Origin of the sequence: Pseudomonas sp. RU47 (genome assembly GCF_004011755.1) — a bacterium.
GTDB lineage: Bacteria > Pseudomonadota > Gammaproteobacteria > Pseudomonadales > Pseudomonadaceae > Aquipseudomonas.
In genome coordinates this window covers 5932034-5951545 of record NZ_CP022411.1, presented here as the reverse complement: position 1 = coordinate 5951545, position 19512 = coordinate 5932034, and the positions used below count along the sequence as shown (strand labels likewise).

General features: G+C 60.5%; 16 protein-coding genes. 4 read left to right on the top strand and 12 right to left on the bottom strand.

Annotated elements, in window-relative coordinates; all coding sequences use genetic code 11:
* Positions 1-63: 63 nt before the first annotated feature.
* The 7 genes from CCX46_RS27200 to CCX46_RS27165 all read right to left on the bottom strand — a co-directional run bounded on the left by CCX46_RS27200 (position 64) and on the right by CCX46_RS27165 (position 5314).
* The gene (locus CCX46_RS27200) at positions 64-1221 is read right to left on the bottom strand and encodes a glutathionylspermidine synthase family protein (protein ID WP_127929965.1); all 1158 of its coding nucleotides are present in this window, start codon (positions 1219-1221) and stop codon (positions 64-66) included.
* A 2-nt stretch (positions 1222-1223) separates the two neighbouring features.
* Positions 1224-1919, bottom strand: a complete 696-nt coding sequence (locus tag CCX46_RS27195) for a DUF1190 domain-containing protein (protein WP_127929964.1) — start codon at positions 1917-1919, stop codon at positions 1224-1226.
* A 17-nt stretch (positions 1920-1936) separates the two neighbouring features.
* The gene (locus CCX46_RS27190) at positions 1937-2362 is read right to left on the bottom strand and encodes a DUF350 domain-containing protein (protein WP_127929963.1); all 426 of its coding nucleotides are present in this window, start codon (positions 2360-2362) and stop codon (positions 1937-1939) included.
* Between the two features lie 15 nt (positions 2363-2377).
* On the bottom strand, positions 2378-3028 hold the full coding sequence (locus CCX46_RS27185) for a DUF2491 family protein (protein WP_127929962.1): 651 nt from the start codon (positions 3026-3028) through the stop codon (positions 2378-2380).
* A 201-nt stretch (positions 3029-3229) separates the two neighbouring features.
* Positions 3230-3928, bottom strand: coding sequence for a PspA/IM30 family protein (locus CCX46_RS27175; RefSeq protein ID WP_016983574.1), 699 nt, complete (start codon positions 3926-3928; stop codon positions 3230-3232).
* 17 nt (positions 3929-3945) lie between these two features.
* On the bottom strand, positions 3946-4614 hold the full coding sequence (locus CCX46_RS27170) for a YjfI family protein (RefSeq protein WP_095122196.1): 669 nt from the start codon (positions 4612-4614) through the stop codon (positions 3946-3948).
* Positions 4615-4759: 145 nt separating this feature from the next.
* On the bottom strand, positions 4760-5314 hold the full coding sequence (locus CCX46_RS27165; RefSeq protein ID WP_127929961.1) for a cysteine hydrolase family protein: 555 nt from the start codon (positions 5312-5314) through the stop codon (positions 4760-4762).
* Positions 5315-5415: 101 nt separating this feature from the next.
* On the opposite strand from CCX46_RS27165, the gene CCX46_RS27160 reads away from it, so the two are divergent.
* The 3 genes from CCX46_RS27160 to CCX46_RS27150 all read left to right on the top strand — a co-directional run bounded on the left by CCX46_RS27160 (position 5416) and on the right by CCX46_RS27150 (position 8552).
* Positions 5416-6417: a GlxA family transcriptional regulator gene (locus CCX46_RS27160; RefSeq protein WP_127929960.1), complete on the top strand. Its 1002-nt coding sequence runs from the start codon at positions 5416-5418 to the stop codon at positions 6415-6417.
* A gap of 280 nt (positions 6418-6697) precedes the next feature.
* Positions 6698-7807, top strand: coding sequence for a DUF3182 family protein (locus tag CCX46_RS27155; protein WP_127929959.1), 1110 nt, complete (start codon positions 6698-6700; stop codon positions 7805-7807).
* Positions 7797-8552 (top strand): alpha/beta hydrolase family protein, encoded by a 756-nt coding sequence (locus tag CCX46_RS27150; protein WP_102901724.1) that lies wholly within the window; start codon positions 7797-7799, stop codon positions 8550-8552. The genes CCX46_RS27155 and CCX46_RS27150 overlap by 11 nt, the downstream gene beginning before the upstream one ends.
* A 93-nt stretch (positions 8553-8645) precedes the next feature.
* Here the strand turns inward: CCX46_RS27150 and CCX46_RS27145 are convergent, their stop codons facing one another.
* The 4 genes from CCX46_RS27145 to CCX46_RS27130 are packed head-to-tail and all read right to left on the bottom strand — an operon-like array spanning position 8646 to position 12623.
* The gene (locus CCX46_RS27145; protein ID WP_127929958.1) at positions 8646-9635 is read right to left on the bottom strand and encodes a lysylphosphatidylglycerol synthase domain-containing protein; all 990 of its coding nucleotides are present in this window, start codon (positions 9633-9635) and stop codon (positions 8646-8648) included.
* On the bottom strand, positions 9632-10906 hold the full coding sequence (gene clsB, locus CCX46_RS27140) for a cardiolipin synthase ClsB (RefSeq protein WP_127929957.1): 1275 nt from the start codon (positions 10904-10906) through the stop codon (positions 9632-9634). The genes CCX46_RS27145 and clsB overlap by 4 nt, the downstream gene beginning before the upstream one ends.
* Positions 10903-11700, bottom strand: coding sequence for an endonuclease/exonuclease/phosphatase family protein (locus tag CCX46_RS27135; protein WP_038362074.1), 798 nt, complete (start codon positions 11698-11700; stop codon positions 10903-10905). The genes clsB and CCX46_RS27135 overlap by 4 nt, the downstream gene beginning before the upstream one ends.
* Positions 11697-12623, bottom strand: coding sequence for a DUF72 domain-containing protein (locus CCX46_RS27130; RefSeq protein WP_127929956.1), 927 nt, complete (start codon positions 12621-12623; stop codon positions 11697-11699). Before CCX46_RS27130 ends, CCX46_RS27135 begins: the two co-directional genes overlap by 4 nt.
* A gap of 348 nt (positions 12624-12971) precedes the next feature.
* Between CCX46_RS27130 and CCX46_RS27125 the strand changes: the two genes are divergently transcribed.
* Positions 12972-15065: a mechanosensitive ion channel family protein gene (locus CCX46_RS27125; protein WP_127929955.1), complete on the top strand. Its 2094-nt coding sequence runs from the start codon at positions 12972-12974 to the stop codon at positions 15063-15065.
* A gap of 115 nt (positions 15066-15180) precedes the next feature.
* Here the strand turns inward: CCX46_RS27125 and CCX46_RS27120 are convergent, their stop codons facing one another.
* The gene (locus CCX46_RS27120; RefSeq protein WP_127929954.1) at positions 15181-19467 is read right to left on the bottom strand and encodes a DEAD/DEAH box helicase; all 4287 of its coding nucleotides are present in this window, start codon (positions 19465-19467) and stop codon (positions 15181-15183) included.
* Positions 19468-19512 lie beyond the last annotated feature (45 nt).

The window sequence follows — 19512 nt, the reverse complement described above, 5'->3', positions numbered from 1 at the left end:
AAAAAACCGTAGCGCGCCAACGCTACGGTTTTTTTATGCCCGGCCTCTGCCGTGCCGAAGCGATCAATCGAGGATCAAATGCGGCAGAAACCGGCTTGAATCCTTGGTGATCAGACTGTTGTCCTCACGCACGCCAATCCCCGCCGCCTGATCGCCAATCACCCAGGAACCGATGAGCGTGTAGCTGTGATCGAACTTTGGCAGCGGCGCAAATTCCTGCAGGATGAATGGCGCATCGGTGTAGGGCCCGTCCTCTTTGACAATCAGACCTTCCGCCGTTTGCAGCTCGATGTTGGCACCTTCCCGGGAAAAGTACGGTTTGCGTACCCAGCCCTTGGGCACAGCACTGGCTGGATCCGGATCGAGATGCGCCGCGAGCAGATTCGGATGACCCTTGTGCAGTTCCCACAGCAACGGCAGCGCGCCTTTGTTCGACAGGATGGCTTTCCACGCTGGTTCGAAAAACTGCGTGTCGCACTCGGCAATCGCCGCGCCGAACGGTTCGTGGAAGATAAACTCCCAGGCATGCAGCTTGAACAGGTGGGGGATCCAGCGATCCTCCAGATCAACAAAGCGACCTTCAGCGGTCAAGCCGATGTCTTCAATATCGATATGCCGCGATTCGATACCGACCTTCTCGGCAATCAAGCGCAGGTAATCCGTGGTGCCCTTGTCTTCGACCGAATCTTTCATTGAGGCGAAGTAGAACGGCCGCTTCAGTTGCAGCTCGGCGAAGGCCTGATGCAGCTTGGTATCGATGCTGTTGAACTGGTCGGCATGGCGCGGCAGCGTGCCGCGCTCGATGCATTGCTCCAGCCAGCCCCACTGGAACGCCGCCGCTTCGTAAAGACTGGTTGGCGTGTCGTAGTTGAGCTCCAGCAGCTTCGCCGGGCCGTTGCCGTTGTAGGAAAAGTCCATGCGCCCATACAGATGCGGATGACCTTCCCGCCAGGACGTGCGGATCATGTCGTAGTACGCCGCCGGGATGCTCAGGCGATCCAGCAACTCTTCGCTGTTGACCACCCGGTCGACCAGATCCATGCACATCTCGTGCAGTTCGGTGGTCGGGTCTTCGAGATCGTTTTCGATTTGCGCAAGCGTGAACTGGTAGTACGCGCTTTCGTCCCAGTACGGCTGATCGTCGATGGTGTGAAACATGAAACCGAGGCTCTCGGCGGTCTGTTTCCAGTCGGGGCGCTCGGTGCAGAGGATCTTCTTCATCGTCAGCTGCTCGAACGACCAGAACCAGAACTGCTGCCCCAACCACCCCAGCCGCTACGCGCACTGGACTGGCTGCCGAAGCCGCCGCGTGAGGTCGAAGAAGCCACGTTGACCGGTTTGCTTTTACTGCTCTCGTAATCCGCTTGGCTACGCGTCGTGGTGTCGGCTCTGCGGTACTGCGTCGAGGTGTTGTAGGGCTGGCGCGTTTCGCGATCGCGGTAAACCGTGCGTTCGGCGTTGTTGCTCATCGCATTGCCAATCAGCCAGCCGGTCAGCCAACCGTTGCCACCGCCACTGGAGGTGTGCGAAGTGTTTTGCACACTCTGCACAGCCGCCGCATCACCCGCAGGCATTTGCGCGCCGGCGATGGCGTCGAGATTCTGCGCCGGCTCACCGTCTTTCGGCACTTTGAAACCGCCGAGTTTCGGCACGAAGCGGCCGTCGGAATTCTTCTGACACCAATCGGCGGCAAAGTCCGCATCGCACTTGGCCTTGTCGTTGTACACCGGGGCGATGCGCCGGTGTTCGGTCAGGGCGGCGACGTAGGCGCTGGAGCAGACGTCGGCAGCCACTTCGGCGCCGACACACTGTTCCAGGCTCTGGAAATTGCGCGGTTGATCCGCGGCTGTCACCTGGCCGGAAATGGCCATGGCCACCGAGGCCGCGAGGGACAACTGAACGTATTTGCTGCGTTTCATCGAAGGCTTCCTGCCGATCAGTTGGACGGTGTCATGCACGCCGCATTGAGCATGCCGACGCTGATCGCGACCGCAGCGACATAGATACCCGAAGCGATTTCACCGTTGGCGATGCGTTGCGAAGTGCCTTTGAGCACCACACCCGTGGCCAGAAACGCCAGCAGTTGCACGACGGCGGCAATCACCGCCCAGAGCACGAAATCGAGAACATTCACCGAAAATGCAATCACGTTACTGGCCGGAATCGCGAAGCCGATGATCGCGCCGGACAAAGCGATCGCGGCGGCAACGTTGCCGGAGCGAATCAGCTCGAACTCCTTGTGCGGCGTGATGCGCGTGTAGACGAATTGGAACAGCATGAACAACAGTACGGCGCCGATGAGGTAGACGACGAAACCGACCAGTGCGGTTTTGTTCAGGGAAACGGCCAGCACTTCCAGCATGAAAAACTTCCTTTTTTAAATGGTGCTCAGATCTGTCGTGTACAGCGAGATGCCGAGCGAGGTGCTCAGGCTGACGGTGCCTTCTTCGTCCTGCTCGACGGAGAACAGCAGCAATTCGCGGCGATCGGTCAGGCCGGTCTCGCGCGCATAAAGCATGGAGTGATGTTCGATGGTGTAGCTCTCGTCCGGATTGACCACTTGTTCGGTCATCGGTACCAGTTCGGTCTGGCCTTGTTCGGTGCCCCACTCACGGTTGTATTCGACACCGTCGTGGTTGTAGGCGGGCAAGCCGATCTGGCTGTTGGGGCCGGCCAGGCGCTGCAGTTCGGCGTCACTGTTGACGGTCACGTAACTGAGGTAGTTGAACAGGGTGACCGATTCGATCTGATCGTCACCGGTGACGTGGATCTGCAGCCAGAAATCCTCGTCGTTCATGTAATAGCGGTGCAGTTTATTGGACTGGCCGAGGTCGACCCAGCCGTGACTCCAGATCGCCTGATCGAAGGGCACGCGCACCGTGGTCGAACCGTCGAGCAACAGCGCCAGCGTCGTATCGAACCTGACGGCTTTGCCTTGCGCCATGCCGAGTGGACCGCTGACAACGGTCGGCGTTGGCGCAGCGGTCTGCCAGTTGCTGGTGCCCAGCAAGTCTTTAAACCATCCCATGGGTACGTTCCTTGAAGCGGGTGGAAGTGTTCGTCGGCGAAAAAGCGTGGCTAGTGTACCGGGCTGAGCGGCGAACGACACGCCGTAAACCATGTGGGAGCGAGCTTGCTCGCGAAGAGGGCGTGTCAGTCAACATCGATGTCGACTGATACGACGCTTTCGCGAGCAAGCTCGCTCCCACAGGTTGTTTTTCCGCAGTGATTACTGGGAGGACTTTTGCTTCAGACGCTCAAGAATCGCGTTGGCGCTGCCTTCGTTCGGCGTGATGCCGGCGTCGCGCAGTTTGCGTTCCAGGTCGTTGCCGGTCGAAGCGTCAGCCAGTTCGTCCGCCGCGCTCAACTCGGCAGCACGTTGCTGCTGCTTGGCTTGCAGGCGGTTCAAGGTACCGACGGCAGTTTCCAGTTTGCCATTGGCACCGCCGCTGGCGATGGAAGCGCTGACCTGGGCTTTCTGCACGCTTTCACGGGCCTTGGCCATGTCCACTTGCTGGCGCAGGCTCTTGATCCGCGATTCGGCCTTGCTGATGTCTTTGCGCATGTTTTCGGCGTAAGTGCCGAACTCGTCGCTCTGCTTTTTCTCAACATCCAGTTCGTTGGTCAGGGTCGAAATCGCTTCGGCCACTTCCAGCGCCAGGTCTTCACGGCCGGCGTTCAGCGCCGAGACGGCTTTGGCTTCCAGATCCTTGATCTTGGCGTCGTACTCGCTCACGCGGTCTGCCGCCAGTTTGTGTTTGGCCATGATGGTGACCAGTTCGCGACGTGCGTTCGACAGCGCGCTGTCGGCATCACGGATTTCCTGGTCGAGGATGCGCAAGGCCTGTTGGTCAGCGATCGCTTCGCCGACTTCATTGGCGCCGCCGCGCAGTGCGGTGAACAACTTGCTCCAGATGGACTGAGTCATTGGATATTCCCTGTTGATTACTTGAAGAAGTGTTCGAAGGCTTCGCTCGCGCGCTGCACGTTGTCGACCAGGGTTTTCACCTCGGTGACGACGTTGGTCAGGCTCGAGTCGGCGCTGAGGGCGCCAAACATGTTGTAAACGGTCTGCCCGTTGGGCATCGACTCGATACCGATCGACGACAGCGGGAACATTTCCCGGCTGCGCAACACGGCGTCGTTGAAGGCCGCTACGTCCGAGATCGAATCGATGTCCACCAGCACGGTGTCGACGATGATCTGCTGGCCGGCCAGGGCGATGTGAATCGGCAGACCGCCGAATTCGTTCATTTCCAGCTTGATGCTGGGTTCGGAGCTCTGGATCAGCGACAGCGTGATCTCTTGCGAAGCCACCTCGTCCAGAGCCTTGAGGGCGTTGAAGAGGCTATCAATGGTCCAGTTGTTGCCTGCGCTCATGTAATTCTCCGACATGAAAGAGCCAGCCAGAATCGGTTGGCGTAGCTGTTGCTCCATTTGCTTGAGCAAGCTTCGGTTTTCGGGAAGCACCCAAGTTTCGTGTTTCACATAACCGGCAGCGGCCAGGCCTGCGCGCATCTGCTTCATATAGAAGCTCGACGGTTTTTTCGCCGACGGTTTCGCGCGCTCCCCCTTGGGACTCTCTGATTTCGCGGTGGGGGAACGGCTTTTCATGGCAATGGCTCGGTTATGGATATCTCACGCGTGAGCCACACTACAACCAATTCAAAGTGCCATCAATGGCTCACGCGTGAGATTTTTATGACAGGCGAAAAAAGGCCCGCAATAACGCGGGCCCAGTGTTTTTGTGAAATATGACTCAGCTTTTGGCTGCGAGGAATTGGTCAGTGGATACCACGCTGGCGTAGGCAAAACCCAGCGCTGACATGAAAGCAGCGTGAACATGGGCGGCCGGCACAGTAAGCCCGTTGAATTCCAGGTCGCGGCTGGCGCAGGCATCGTGAATCACTGTGACGCCATAACCGAGATCCGCCGCAGCCCGGGTAATGCCGTCAACGCACATGTGGCTCATGCTGCCGACCACCACCAGTTCCTTGATGCCTTGTTCGTCGAGGATCGCTTGCAGTTCGGTTTCGCGGAACGAGTTGACGAAGTGCTTGAGTACCACCGGCTCATCGGCGCGGTTGAGCACTTTCGGGTGCAGCTTGGCGCCCTCGGATCCCGGGGTGAAAAACGGCGCGTCCGCTGAGGTGAATTCGTGGCGAATGTGGACGACCGAATCGCCGGTTTCGCGGAATGCGGCGATCAGCCGGGCGGCATTGTCGGCGGCGGCATCAGCACCGGCCAGCGGCCACTTGCCTTGGGGGAAGTAGTCGTTCTGGATATCGACTACGATGAGCGCTTGCTTGGCCATGGGTGTGTCCTCGATGTGTTGGCTGGAAGTGGCTTCAGTATTGGCCCTGGCCAGCGATTCGAGGATTGGCCGCACCGACAATAGACAGGGGAAAACTGACAATGGGTGCAGAAAGGGCTGCCATCGCTGAACTGGGCGTGCTGATCTATCCCGGCGCGCAGATGGCAGCGGTGCATGGTTTGACTGATCTGTTTGCGGTGGCCAACCGGATTGCTGCCGAACATCAGGCCGCGCAGTTGCCGGTGCTGCGGGTCAGTCACTGGCAGGTCGAAGGTGATCAGCCGCCAACGCGCACTTACGCCAGTCATGCGGGTGACGACAGCGCTTTGCTGGCGGTGCTGATTCCGCCATCGATCGGCGGGTTCTCGGCGGCGCAAGCGCCGGCCAGCCTGATGCAATGGTTACGGGATCAACATGCCCGCGGTGCGACGCTGGGCGGGGTTTGCGTAGGCTCGCTGATGTTGGCCGAAAGCGGTCTGCTCGACGGCCGCAGCGCCACCACCCACTGGACCTCGGCCAAGGCCTTCGCCGAGCGTTACCCGAAGATCAAGCTCAAGGCTGATACCCCGATTGTCGACGACGGCGACTTGATCACCACGGCCGGATTGATGGCGTGGTCGGAACTGGGATTACGTCTGGTCGACAGGTTGCTCGGGCCGAGCATTGCCACCGGCACCGCGCGATTTCTGGTGATCGAGCACAGTGACAGCGCCAGTGAGTGCGGCAGTAACTTCGCGCCGATTCTCGGGCATGGCGATGCGGCGATTCTCAAGGTGCAGCACTGGCTGCAAAGCACCGGTGCGACGGATGTTTCGCTGGCGGCAATGGCTGAGCGGGCGGGGTTGGAGGAGCGCACCTTTCTGCGGCGTTTTCGCGCGGCGAGCGGGTTGAAACCGACCGAGTACTGCCAGCATCTGCGGGTCGGCAAGGCGCGGGAAATGCTGGAATTCAGCAATGGCACGATCGATCACATTGCCTGGACGGTGGGCTATCAGGATCCGGGCGCGTTTCGTGCGATATTCAAGAAGATCACCGGGCTGGCGCCGAGTGATTATCGGGCACGGTTTGGGGTGTCCCCGATCCCGAAAGCAACGAACATCTAATGTAGGAGTGAGCCTGCTCGCGATAGCAATCTGTCAGAAAACCGTGAGGTGACTGACCCACCGCTATCGCGAGCAGGCTCACTCCTACAAGAGACCGCACAAGGTTCGGGATCGTGCAAATTGCCGGGATTTTACAGGCCGTCGTGCAGATTGAAACAGGCGTGGTGCCAGCACGATTCTGGCAAGTTTCTGATTGGACTAGGATTTTCGTAGAGTGGCCGTTGGCCTGATCTCTGCACCTCTCACCGCTACAGTCATCGAACCGATGGAAGGGGGACGCATGACCCTGACACCCCGCAGGAAAATCGTCGTCGCCCACTCGGTGCGCGCCGACGCACCGCAACATGAAGTACAGACCAACAAGTCTCTGGCGCGATGGCTGGCGCAGATTCTCGGATGCAAATTCGGCGGCAGCTACGACCCGGACAAACACCGCGGCCGTGACCTGTATCTGCTACCGACGCAAACCATCGTCGGCGCTGCCAGCGCTCATCAACTCGGTATCACAGGCCCTGACGATTTGTGGGGTGGCTTTGTCGAGCACGATTTCATCTGCACCAAAGCCATCAGCCACGGTTTGCGCAGTCATCTGGCTCATGCGCCGCAAGGCTGGTCGCCATTGTTTTCGGAGCGCGTGCGTAACGTGGTGCTCGATGGCCTCAGCGTGTTTGCGCTGGAAGATGCGCGGCCTGCTGCCGAGCATTTGCTGTACAGCGGCCCGATCCGCTTGAAGCCGGTTCATGCCTGCGCCGGTCGCGGGCAGGAAGTGATCAAGAGCCTCGACGCCTTCGACGAAATCCTTGCCCGCCCCGACATTGCAAAGCAGTTCAGCGAGGGCGTGGTGCTGGAACAGGACTTGAGCGATGTCGTCACCCACAGCGTCGGCCAGTCATTCATCGGCGACAAGGTGCTGAGCTACTGTGGCGATCAATACTTGACCAAGGATGCCCACGGCGAAGACGTGTACGGCGGCTCGAATCTGCTGGTGGTGCAAGGCGGCTATGACGATCTGCTAGCGCTGGATCTAGCGGATGATGTACGGCTGGCCATCGAACAGGCGCAGATTTTCGACAGCGCCGCCGATGAAGCCTACCCGCGCTTCTACGCTTCGCGGCGCAACTATGACATCGCCCAAGGCCTGGACAGCAACGGCAAATCCCGCAGCGGCGTGCTCGAGCAATCCTGGCGCATGGGCGGTGCCAGTAGCGCCGAAGTGGCGGCGCTGCAAAGCTTCGTCAATGATCCGGGAATGCGCGCGATCCGCGTGTCGTCGGTGGAAACCTACATCGATCAGCCGCTGCCGGCGGACGCCATCGAGGTGTATCGCGGCCCGGCCGAGAACAGTGAATTTCTCCTCAAATACGTAACGGTCAAATCCTATGACGGCTAGAAGCGAAAGCATTCAAATCGACATTGATGATGAACAGATGAGCGGGACCTTTCTCAGTCCCAAATCGAAAGTCCCGGGGGTGTTGTTTGTGCACGGTTGGGGCGGTAGTCAGGAGCGCGACCTCGAGCGCGCCAAAGGCATCGCCGGTCTCGGTTGCGTGTGCCTGACCTTCGACTTGCGCGGGCACACCGGTGGTACCGGGATCCCATTGACCCGCGTGACTCGCGAAGACAATTTGCGCGATTTATTGGCGGCTTATGATCGCTTGCTTGCGCATCCGGCGCTCGACACCTCGGCGATCGCCGTGGTCGGCACCAGTTATGGCGGTTACCTGGCGGCGATCCTCACCTCGCTGCGCCCGGTGCGCTGGCTGGCGTTGCGCGTGCCGGCGCTGTACCGCGACGAGCAATGGCACACACCCAAGCGTGAGCTGGACAAGGCCGATTTGCGTGATTACCGCAGCACGCTGGTGCGGGCTGACACTAATCGGGCATTGCATGCCTGTTCGCAATTCACCGGCGATGTGTTGCTGGTGGAATCAGAAACCGATGACTACGTGCCCCACGCGGCGATCATGAGTTACCGCGCGGCGTGTCAGCAGACCCATTCACTGACGCACCGGATTATCGACGGTGCCGATCATGCGTTGAGCGAGCCGGTGTCGCAGCAGGCGTACACCTCGATTCTGGTGGACTGGATTACCGAGATGGTCGTGGGTGAGCGGTTGAGCATTATCCAATCCTGAAGATCAAAAGATCGCAGCCTTCGGCAGCTCCTAGATTTGAAATGTATTCTCCCTGTAGGAGCTGTCGAAGGCTGCGATCTTTTGATCTTGATTCTAATGTCTGGGTTTCTTCTCTATTCGCAGTGCCTTGGCCTTGGCCTCAACCACCAGATACATCACGACTGTGATCAACAACGGCAGCAGAAAATAAATCGCCCGATACGCCAGCAACCCCGCCACCAGACTGCCGCGCGAAGCCTCGTGTTGCAGCAAGGCCACAAACACCGCTTCCAGCACGCCAAGACCTGCCGGAATGTGGGTGATGACCCCGGCAATCGCACTGATCAACAGCACGCCCAGCACCAACGGATAATCCAGTTTGCTCGGCAGCAAGGTGAAAATCACCGCCGCCATCAGTGACCAGTTCAACGCCCCCAGCAGCAATTGCAGGACTGCCATGCGCAACGACGGCAGATTGATTTCCACGCCACGAATCGACCACTCGCGGCGTTTGGAAAACTGACACGCGGCGAGATAGCCGGCGCTGATCAATAGCAACAGCACGCCGATGCCTTGCAGCGCACTGCTGCTGATTTTCCAGCCCGGCGGCATTGTCACCAATCCACTGCTGAACACCACCCCGGCAATGGTCATGTAGCCAAACCAATTGGTCGCCAGGCTCAAACCGAGGATCTTGGCGATGTTGCTTTTGCTCACGCCAAGACGCGAATACAGCCGATAGCGCATGGCGATGCCACCCACCCACGCGCTCAGGTTCAAGTTGAACGCATAGCTGATGATCCCTACCGGCAGAATCTGTTTCCAGGTCAGGTCCTGACGAATGTAAGTGCGGCCGATCAGGTCGAAACTGGCGTACACGAGAAAACTCAGCAGCGTCAGGCTGGCGGCGATGATCAGTGTGCGCACCTTGAAGTCGGCAAGGGTCTGCAGCACTTCGGCCCATTCGATGCGCGTGGCGAACATCGTCAGCAACACGATCAGCGCGAGGAAAAACAGCAGCGTCAACGGACGCTTCCAGCGGCTCCATTTCGAGTGCGTTGCTGGCGCCGAATGCTGGGCGGAATGCACCTCGGAATGGCTCATGAGCGGTCACCTCGAAACGGCTTGAGCCTTGGTTTGTGCGCTGGCAGCCAACCGGCCATCGCCGGGAAATGCCGCAGAAAGTGGAACACCAGAAAACCCACGGTCATGTGCCAGATGCGGCCACGCGGCGACTTGCTGGCATCCATGGCTTTGCAATGGTTTTGACTGAGGTCTTCGAGGCGTTCGAACAGATGCTGATTGAACGCGCGGTCGCGGATCAGCACGTTGGCTTCGAGGTTGAGCGACAGGCTCAGCGGGTCGAGATTGCTTGAGCCGACGGTGCTCCATTCGTCGTCAACCAGCGCGACTTTGCCGTGCAGCGGGCGCTGACAATATTCGTGAATCTGCACCCCGGCCTTGAGCAAATAATCGTAGGTCATGCGCGCGGCGAGTTTGGCCACCAGCATGTCCGGCTGGCCTTGCAGAATCAGCCGCACCTCGACCCCGCGCCGCGCTGCATTGCGGATTTCCCTTAGCAAGCGGTAACCGGGGAAGAAGTAGGCGTTGGCGATCACCACGCGGCGTTTGGCACGGCGCAGTACCTGTAAATACACGTCTTCGATGTCGGAGTGGTGCTGGTCGTTATCGCGGAACACCAGGCGCACCTGACCATCGTGATCAGTGAAGGCCATCTCGGCACGACGCTGGCGCCGGCGTTGCCACCAGAAGCGTGCACGACCGGGACGACCACTTTGCAGCAGGGCGAAGTGGTGAATGTCGGCGACCGCTGGCCCCTGCACTTGCACCGAGTAGTCCTGCTTGGCTTCGGGGCCGAAATCGGCCAGGTGATCGCCGGAAAAGTTGATCCCGCCAATGAATGCGATCAACCCGTCGACCACCACGATCTTGCGGTGCAAACGACGGAACCAATTGGTGCGGATGCCCAGACGTTTCGGCGCCGGGTCAAAGATTTGCAGGTGTACGCCGGCTTCGCTCAGCGCGGTCAGATAACCGGTAGTCAACTCACCGCAACCGAAACCGTCGAGACTGACCGTGGTGCGCACACCGCGCCGGGCAGCGTCGATCAGAATCTCCTGTAATTCGGCACCGACCTTATCTTCGAAAACGATAAAGGTCTCGAGGAGGATTTCACTCTTCGCCGCGCGCATCGCTTCGAACACCCGCGGGAAATATTCCTCACCGTTTTCCAGCAACTCGACCCGATTGTTGCCCTGCCAGCTGTACTCGACATCAACGTGGCCGGGCTCGCGGATCGGCGGGTTGATGGCTATCGGTTCCACGGCGGATTTCTCCAGCGGCGCGCTGCTCATAGTTCGATCTCTACCGATAAAGGAACGTGGTCGGAAAGGTGCGACCATGGCCGGTTCGCCAGGACTTTCGGCTGGCTGGCCTTGAGGTTGCGCACGTAAATACGATCAAGCCGAAGTGCTGGCAGGCGCGCGGGAAAACTGCGCGCCGGTTTGCCCTGGTGCTCGGCGAACACTTCGCGCAGGCCGCAAGGTTTGAGCTGCGCATCGGCGCGCTGGCGCCAGTCGTTGAAATCGCCCGCGACGATCACCGGTGCGTCATCTGGCAGCTCCGCGAGGCGTTGCATGAGCAAATCCAGTTGGGCGTTGCGATGACTTTCGCGCAGGCCCAGATGCACGCAGATCGCATGCACCTCGGTGCCGTCACCGGGCAGGCGCAGCACGCAATGCAGCAGGCCGCGGTTCTCGTGGCCGTTGATCGACACGTCGAGGTTGTCGTGACGGATGATCTGGAATTTCGACAGCAACGCGTTGCCGTGGTCACCCTCCGGGTACACTGCGTTGCGTCCGTAGGCGAACTGCGGCCAGAGGCTGTCGGCGAGGAACTCGTACTGCGGCATTGTCGGCCAATTGCTGTAGCGCTTGGGATGATGCTCGTGGGTGCCATGGACTTCCTGCAGGAACACCACGTCGGCGGCCACGCTGCGCACCGCTTCGCGCAACTCCGGCAGGATGAAGCGCCGGTTGAGCGCGGTAAAACCCTTGTGGGTGTTGACCGTCAGCACAGTGAAGGTGCGCACTGAAGGCGCGACCACCGAGCCTTCATCGGTGAAGCCGACCGGTTCTGGAATGCTCATGCCAACACTCCTTCGCCAGCCGTTTCGCCGGGGCGGGTGGCGAGGTCTTTATCCAGTTCGAAGCGATGCAGCAGATCGCGGGCGTCATAGGGCGCGCGGACTTTGATGTCGTTGTCGAAGTAGCAGAACACTTCGCGGGATTTGCGCGCGCGCGGCTTCAGGCGTGGCGCGATCAAGTGCGCGTCTTTCGGTTGCTGGCCATGGTGCCAGGCGTCGATGCGTTCGGCCCAGCGCTTGAGGGCTGGTGCGGTGTAGCCGCTGGCGTAGAGTTCTTCGGCACCGTGCAGACGTAGGTAGACAAAGTCGCTGGTGAGGTCTTCGCGGTACGGCCATTTGTCGGCGGTGTCGGCGATCACCAGCGCAGTGTTGTAGCGCTTCAATAGCCGCACAAAATCGGGATCAAGGAAGCTGTCGTTGCGGATTTCTACAGCGTGGCGCAGCGGTTTTTTACGCCAGGCTTTCATGCTCGCGTGGCCGTGCAGGTGGGAATCGTGTTGATGGGCGAGGGTGGCCGCGGCTTCGGTATCGTGTGGCAGTAGCGCGAGGAAGTGCTCGAAACGCTCAGGCTCGAATTTGAAGTTGGGTGGAAATTGCCAAAGGATCGGGCCAAGTTTTTCCTTGAGCTCCAGAATCCCCGAGGCGAAGAAGTTCGCCAGCGGTTTTTCGATCTCGCGCAAACGCCGGATATGGGTGATGAAACGCGGGGCTTTGACGCTGAAGACGAAGTCGTCGGGTGTTTCGGCATACCACTGGGCGTAACGTTCGGGCCGTTGCAGGGCGTAGAACGATCCATTGATTTCGATGCTGTTGACCGCCCGCGACGCGAACTGCAATTCGCGTTTTTGCGCCAGTCCCTTGGGGTAGAAGTCCCCACGCCACGGTGCGTAGCGCCAGCCGGAAATACCGATGTGAATCGTCGCCATGCCGCCCTCCCGTCGAAAGTCCTCGTGTTGCCGGTATCTTTTGATGACTGCGGGCGGTGCGGGAAAGTTTCGACGGTATTACGGACGGTCACGTCTTTAAGGCGAAGATCAAAAGCGCTCCCCCTCACCCCAACCCTCTCCCCCAGAGGGGGCGAGGGGGAAGGGAGCTGATCTTCAGGGTTCTCAGGATTCGAGTTCGACTCAGGACTTTCAGGTCGGTGCAGCCAGATCAGGCAACTCGGTCAGTTCCCTCTCCCTCTGGGAGAGGGCTAGGGTGAGGGCGCTCTTGAACTTGCTGTGCAATTACCGATCAGTTCCTTACAGGTTCAGCCAAGGGAGATCGGAGTTTTGGTCAAGTTCAGGATCGCTATTCTGCTGGGAGCACTGTTGTTTCTCGGCGCCAGTGAAATCGACGCCGCCGCATTACCGGGCATCCCGGCCGCCACCGAAGAAGCGGCCAAACCTGAACCGATTGTGCAGGGTGGTCTGCTCGGTGCGATCAGTTCAAGCATCGACGACGTCCAGGACAAACTCGATCTCAACGAACACCTGGTCGACGCCTGGCGCCTGCGCGCCGATCGCGCCGCCGATGAAGTCGACAAACTGGTCAATCAACCGTCGAATCGCTCGGGCTGGAGCGTCGCCGGGGATTTCCTCTCTTTGTCCGGCACTTGGCTCGGCAGTTTCGCGCTGCTCACCGTACTGGGCAGTCTGTTGGCCAAGCGCCTGCGCGAGGGCCGCTGGTTGCGTACCCGCCAGCGCAGTCAGGACCTGATTGGTTACTTGCTGCCGTACACCGTGCCGGCGCTGATCTGCCTGCCGCTGACCCTGTACGTCAGCCATTTTCTGCAAGCCTCGGTTGGGCGCGCGCTGGCGCTGTGTCTGGCTTACGCCACCAGCAGCGGCATCTTTTCCACCTCGATGTTGTTGTGCGTGGTGGTGATGTTCAACGTCGGCCATAAACGTCCGGCGGCGCGGATCATCCGCAACTACTGCCCGCGCCCGCTGTTTCTGATCGGCTTCCTCGCCGCCCTCAGCGATGCGCTGACCAGTCCGCAGATCGCCCGCCAACTGGGCGGCAATATCACCAGCAGCGTCGCGGTATTCACCGGGCTGATCGCCTCGATCATTTTTGGCTTGCTGGTGATTCGCCTGCGTCGTCCGGTGGCACACCTGATCCGCAATCGCTCGCTGAGCCAGCGGCTGAAACAGCCCTCGTTGCAGGAGTCGCTGCGGATTTTCTCGGGGCTGTGGTATTGGCCAATCGTGCTGATGGTGCTGGTCTCGGCGGTCAATCTGATCGGCATAGGCGAGGACAATCAGAAAGCCCTGCGCTGCGCGCTGTTCACCACGGTTTTGTTAATCGGCACGGTATTCCTCAGCACGATCCTGCAGCACTTGTTCAAGTCACGAAAGGCCGAAGCGATCCAGCGCAGCAGCGCCTACAAGGAACGTTTCCTCAGCCTTTTGCATGCCTTGCTGCGGATCGTCATCGCCATCGCCTTCATCGATATCCTCGGGCGGATCTGGGGCGTGTCGCTGCTCGATTTTGCCCAGAGCAGCACGGTCGGCCGGGCCATCAGCAACGCGCTGAGCAGTATCGGCCTGATCTTCCTGGTGACGTGGTTGCTGTGGGTGGTGCTCGACACGGCGATTCAAGAAGCGCTGAAACCGCCGCTCAGCAAACGCGCAGCGCGGCAGCCGAGTACGCGGGTAAAAACCATCCTGCCGCTGCTGCGCAACGCGATCAAAATCATCCTCGTGGTGATCTGCGCAATCACCACCATGGCCAATCTGGGGATCAACGTCGCGCCGCTGCTGGCCGGTGCCGGGGTGGTCGGTCTGGCCATCGGTTTCGGTTCACAGCAATTGGTGCAGGACGTGATCACCGGGTTGTTCATCATCATTGAAGACACGCTGTCGATTGGCGATTGGGTGGTGCTCGATTCGGGCCATGCCGGCACCGTCGAAGGGCTGACCATTCGTACCCTGCGTCTGCGCGACGGTAAGGGCTTTGTGCACTCCGTGCCGTTTGGTCAGATCAAAGCAGTGACCAACCAATCGCGGCAGTTTGCCTTTGCGTTTTTCTCGGTGCAGTTCACCTACGACACGGACGTGGACAAGGCCATCGAGTTGATCCGCGAAACTGGCGATTCGATCCGCGAAGACCCGTTCCTCAAGTACAACCTGCAAGGGCCGCTGGATGTGTTTGGCGTCGACAAGATGGATTTGAACGGCGTGGTGCTGACGGCGCAATTCCGCACTGTGTCGGGTGGGCAGTATGCGGTGAGCCGGGCGTTCAATCAGCGTTTGAAGAAGCTTGTGGATAACACCGCGACCGTGCATTTCGCGCAGACTTATCCACAGCAGGTTTTGTTGCCGAAACGGCAGCAGGAGGGTGAGGTCGTGGCGAGCGAGGTGCCACAGGAATCGCGGACTTAATGCAGGATTTTGTGGGGCTGTGCCGGCCCTTTCGCGAGCAGGCTCGCTCCCACAGGGGGAACGCGATCAAACTGTGGGAGCGAGCCTGCTCGCGAAGACGTCAGCCCAAACACCCTCAATGCCGGATCAATTTGCCGCGCACATGCTCCATATCAATCTGATCCAGCTCCAGCCAAAACTGCTGCTTGCCGGCAATCTCCGCCGCCGCCGGCAATCCATCGCGATACACTAACCGATTACTCACCAGTGCCGGCACTTTCACCCCCGGCAGCAGCGTCCCGGCCAGGTTCAACGGATCCACCCCGCACACCGCAATCAAACTACCGTCATGCGGTCGCCGCCGAACTTCGCGTAACAACGGAATCGCCTCGGGCAAGGCAAACTGTTCCCCCGCCAAACCACTGACAAACCGCCCACCGCGAATCTCGCCGCGCGCCTCCAGCCGATGAAACGTGCGCAGCAATTCGCGCCAACTCGGCAACCAGTCCGCCTCGCGTTCCAGCAAACGCCAGAACACCACGCCATAGCGCCGCAACAATGTCATCGCGACATGTTCAAGGATTTCGCTGTTATCCACAGCCGCCCCGCGCCGCAGCAAGGCCCAGCGCCCGGCATCATCCATCCCACCGATAAACGCCCCGCGCCCGCGACGACTGCTGCGCTGCTGGCGCTTGCTCGCCGGGGTGATCAGCGCGCGCAGGCCGGCGAAGCTGTCGGCGTTCACCAGGCCGGCGCCGACCAGTTCCTGCAAGGCGATTTCCAGCTCGGTGCGCAGCAGGTGCGCTTCATGAATCAGCTCATCGAAAAATAGCGCGCCGTGCTGGCTCAAGGCTTCAAAAACCTTCTGGGTTTTCGGCGAAAGTTCGCTCACCGGCGTCTGTTCGGCCAGCGCACTCCACAGGCCGACCTGACTGCGCGGCAGCAGCACGATAGGCGTGCTGCGCAACGCCGTACCGCTGATTTTTTGCCGGGCACTGAGGCGCGTCCACACCAGTTTGCCGTTGCGGCACAGCTCATCCAGCCAACTTGGCGAATAGTCTTTTAATCGCGCCGGGAGGATATCGCTGTCCCACGCCGAAGCCGCCGCTGCGTAGCCTTCGAACTGGCCGACAATCGCCGGCAACACCGGGCTGCCCTGTCCGCGTGTTGAGGGCGACAGATGCTGCCAGTCGAACAGAAACCGCATGAAATCCTGCAGCGCTACCGGTTCGATTTCCCGGCGCAGGCGCTTGACCGTGTAGCGATGAATGCGCGCGAGCAGATGCCGTTCGCACCATTCTTCAACGTTGACCTTGGGCGTGAACTGACCGCGCAGCACATAACCTTCGCGCTCCAGTTGCGCGAGGGCTTGATGGACTTCAGTGGTCGGCAGCGCGAGCGGTTCGGCAATCGCGGATAACGGCAGCGGTCCGAAGGCACCGAGGCGCGCGCGGATCACTTCGATCAGCGCTTCATCGAACGTCCAGGCTTCATCGAACCCCGGTAACGCCTCCAGTTCGTCTTGCAATTTGGCCTGTGGATAAAGCGCTTGCAGACAGGTCAGGCGTTCGCGGGCCAGCCACAAGCCATGCTCGGAGTCGATCTGCAAACGGCAGGCGCGCCCGCTGCGGGCCAGGGTTTCCAGCCATGCGCGCCAGCCTTCATTCGCTTGCACTTCCCCCTCGCTGACGCATGCAAGGCTCATCAGCGCTTCATGCATTTCATCCACAGCGTTCGGCGTCGGCCAGGCTTCTTCGCGCACGGCGTTAATAGCGTCCGCGTCCAGCGCACCGAGATCATCGGTCGATTGCGGATCGCTCCAGCGCCGGTTGATCACCGCTTGGGTGCGACGTTCTTCCAGCGGTGCATCGTCGAGAAAGGTGTACGGCCGCGCACTGAGAATTTCTGCCGCGAGCGGCGAAGGCGCCGGCAGATCGCGACTGATCAAACGCACCTCGCCACGCTCCATGCGCCGCAGCAGATTCAGCCAGCCTTCGCTGTCCATCGCTTCATGCAGGCAATCGTCGAGGGTTTGCTCGATCAGTGGATGCTCGGGAATTTCCCGTTCGCCGGCGAGGTTTTCCAGGCAGGCGATCTGGTCGGGAAACACGCTGGCAATCAGGTCTTCGCTTTTCATCCGCTGCAACTGCGGGGCGACTTTGCGCCCACCGGTAAAACGCGGCAGCGCCAATGCCACCCCGGCATTCCAGCGCCAGCGCACGCCGAACAGCGGCGCATCGAGCACCGCTTGAATAAGGATGTGCTCGGCGCTGTTGCTGTGCAGGTAACGCCAGATCTCATCGAGTTCAAAGCTATGGCTGGTGGACAGCGACAGCACGATCGCGTCTTCGCTGGCGGCAGCCTGCAATTCGAAATTGAAGGTGCGGCAGAATCGCTTGCGCAGGGCCAGACCCCACGCACGGTTGATGCGGCTGCCGAACGGTGAGTGGATGATCAATTGCGTGCCGCCGGACTCGTCGAAAAAACGCTCCATCAACAGCGTGTCCTGCGACGGCAGGGCGCCGAGGGTCTGACGGGCGCGGGCGAGGTATTCGACCAGTTGCTCGGCGCTGGCGCGGTTGAGGCCGAGGGTGTGCGTCAGCCAGTCGAGCGCCGGTTGCAGGTTGCCCGGGCTGGCGCCGAGCAGTTCGTCGAGCTGCGCTTGCAGACGTGCCACGGCGAACGACAATTCATCACTGCGTCCCGGCGCTTCGCCGAGCCAGAACGGAATGGTCGGCGGCTGGCCGTGGGCATCCTCGACGCGCACCTTGCCGGTTTCCACGCGCAGAATCCGATAGGACGTGTTGCCGAGCTGGAACACGTCGCCAGCAATGCTTTCCACGGCGAAGTCTTCGTTGACGCTGCCGATGTTCAGGCCTTGCGGCTCGAGCATCACGCTGTAATCAGCGTTGTCGGGGATGGTGCCGCCGCTGGTCACAGCGGTCAGTCGCGAGCCACGCCGGCCCCGCAAGGTGCGGTTGACGGCGTCGCGATGCAGATAAGCGCTGCGGATGCCCTGTCGGCCGTTGTAGCCTTCGGCGAGCATGCTCAGCAGGGCCTGATAGTGTCTTTCGTCAAGGTCACGGTAGGGCGAGGCTTGGCGGAACATCGCCAGCAAGGCGTCCTCCGGCCATTCCTGGCAACTGACTTCGGCAATGATCTGCTGCGCCAAAACATCCAGCGGCGCGACCGGGATGTGCAGGGTATCGAGTTCGCCACGGCGCACGCAGTCGAGCAGGGCGGCGCATTCGATCAGGTCGTCGCGGGTGGTGGCAAACAACCGACCCTTGGGTGTGCCGCCCACCTGGTGCCCGGAACGGCCAACCCTTTGCAGAAACCCGGCGATGGAGCGCGGTGAAGCGATCTGACAGACCAGATCGACTTCGCCGATATCGATGCCCAGTTCCAGCGAAGCGGTGGCGATCAGCACCTGTAACTCGCCACGCTTGAGGCGTTGTTCGGCGTCGAGGCGAAACTCCTTGGCCAGACTGCCGTGGTGCGCCGCCACGGCCTGCTTGCCGAGGCGTTCGCTGAGGTGCCGGCTAAGCCGCTCGGCGAGGCGCCGGGTGTTGACGAAAATCAGCGTGGTGCGGTGCTCGCGTGCAAGTTCCGTGAGGCGGTCGTAAACCAGTTCCCAAACATCGTTGGCCATGACTGCCGACAACGGCACGGGCGGTACTTCGATGCCCAGGTCCCGTGGCCGCGCGTGGCCAATGTCGATGATTTCGCAGGGGCGCTCATGGCCGACGAGAAATTGCGCCACCGCTTCCACCGGTTTCTGTGTGGCGGACAGGCCGATGCGGGTCAGCGGTTCGGCGCACAACGCTTGCAGGCGCTCCAGGCTCAGGGCCAGATGACTGCCGCGCTTGCCGGCGGCCATCGCGTGGATTTCGTCGATGATCACTGTGCGCGTGGTGCCGAGCATTTTGCGGCCCGATTCCGAGCCGAGCAGAACGTAAAGCGATTCCGGTGTGGTCACCAGAATGTGCGGTGCCGATTTGCGCATGGCCGCGCGTTCTTTCTGCGGCGTGTCACCGGTGCGCACGGCGGTGGTGATGTGTACTTCCGGCAGGTTCATCTGCCGCAGTTGTTCGGTGATCCCAGCGAGCGGGTTTTGCAGGTTGATGCGGATGTCGTTCGACAGTGCTTTTAGCGGTGAGACATAAACGACGAGCGTTTCATCGGGCAAACCTTCGGGTTTTTCCAGGCCACGGTGAACCAGATCATCGAGTACGGCGAGAAAAGCTGTGAGGGTTTTGCCCGAGCCGGTGGGCGCAGCGATCAGCGTCGAACGGCGCTGGCGGATCAACGGCCATGCGCGGGCCTGGGCGGCGGTGACCGTCGGGAAAGTCTTGCTGAACCAGGCGCTGACGGCGGTGTGAAAGCCTGCCAGGGCCGCGTCCGTGGGGATGGGCAGATTCATGGCTCAAGTTATGCGGGCGCAGGGGGGAAGATGCAAGTACCGTTC

Bases quoted from the DNA above. Each gene is read 5' to 3' on its own strand.
- CCX46_RS27200 (WP_127929965.1), bottom strand. From the start codon at position 1,221: ATGAAGAAGATCCTCTGCACCGAGCGCCCCGACTGGAAACAGACCGCC.
- CCX46_RS27195 (WP_127929964.1), bottom strand. From the start codon at position 1,919: ATGAAACGCAGCAAATACGTTCAGTTGTCCCTCGCGGCCTCGGTGGCC.
- CCX46_RS27190 (WP_127929963.1), bottom strand. From the start codon at position 2,362: ATGCTGGAAGTGCTGGCCGTTTCCCTGAACAAAACCGCACTGGTCGGT.
- CCX46_RS27185 (WP_127929962.1), bottom strand. From the start codon at position 3,028: ATGGGATGGTTTAAAGACTTGCTGGGCACCAGCAACTGGCAGACCGCT.
- CCX46_RS27175 (WP_016983574.1), bottom strand. From the start codon at position 3,928: ATGACTCAGTCCATCTGGAGCAAGTTGTTCACCGCACTGCGCGGCGGC.
- CCX46_RS27170 (WP_095122196.1), bottom strand. From the start codon at position 4,614: ATGAAAAGCCGTTCCCCCACCGCGAAATCAGAGAGTCCCAAGGGGGAG.
- CCX46_RS27165 (WP_127929961.1), bottom strand. From the start codon at position 5,314: ATGGCCAAGCAAGCGCTCATCGTAGTCGATATCCAGAACGACTACTTC.
- CCX46_RS27160 (WP_127929960.1), top strand. From the start codon at position 5,416: ATGGGTGCAGAAAGGGCTGCCATCGCTGAACTGGGCGTGCTGATCTAT.
- CCX46_RS27155 (WP_127929959.1), top strand. From the start codon at position 6,698: ATGACCCTGACACCCCGCAGGAAAATCGTCGTCGCCCACTCGGTGCGC.
- CCX46_RS27150 (WP_102901724.1), top strand. From the start codon at position 7,797: ATGACGGCTAGAAGCGAAAGCATTCAAATCGACATTGATGATGAACAG.
- CCX46_RS27145 (WP_127929958.1), bottom strand. From the start codon at position 9,635: ATGAGCCATTCCGAGGTGCATTCCGCCCAGCATTCGGCGCCAGCAACG.
- clsB (WP_127929957.1), bottom strand. From the start codon at position 10,906: ATGAGCAGCGCGCCGCTGGAGAAATCCGCCGTGGAACCGATAGCCATC.
- CCX46_RS27135 (WP_038362074.1), bottom strand. From the start codon at position 11,700: ATGAGCATTCCAGAACCGGTCGGCTTCACCGATGAAGGCTCGGTGGTC.
- CCX46_RS27130 (WP_127929956.1), bottom strand. From the start codon at position 12,623: ATGGCGACGATTCACATCGGTATTTCCGGCTGGCGCTACGCACCGTGG.
- CCX46_RS27120 (WP_127929954.1), bottom strand. From the start codon at position 19,467: ATGAATCTGCCCATCCCCACGGACGCGGCCCTGGCAGGCTTTCACACC.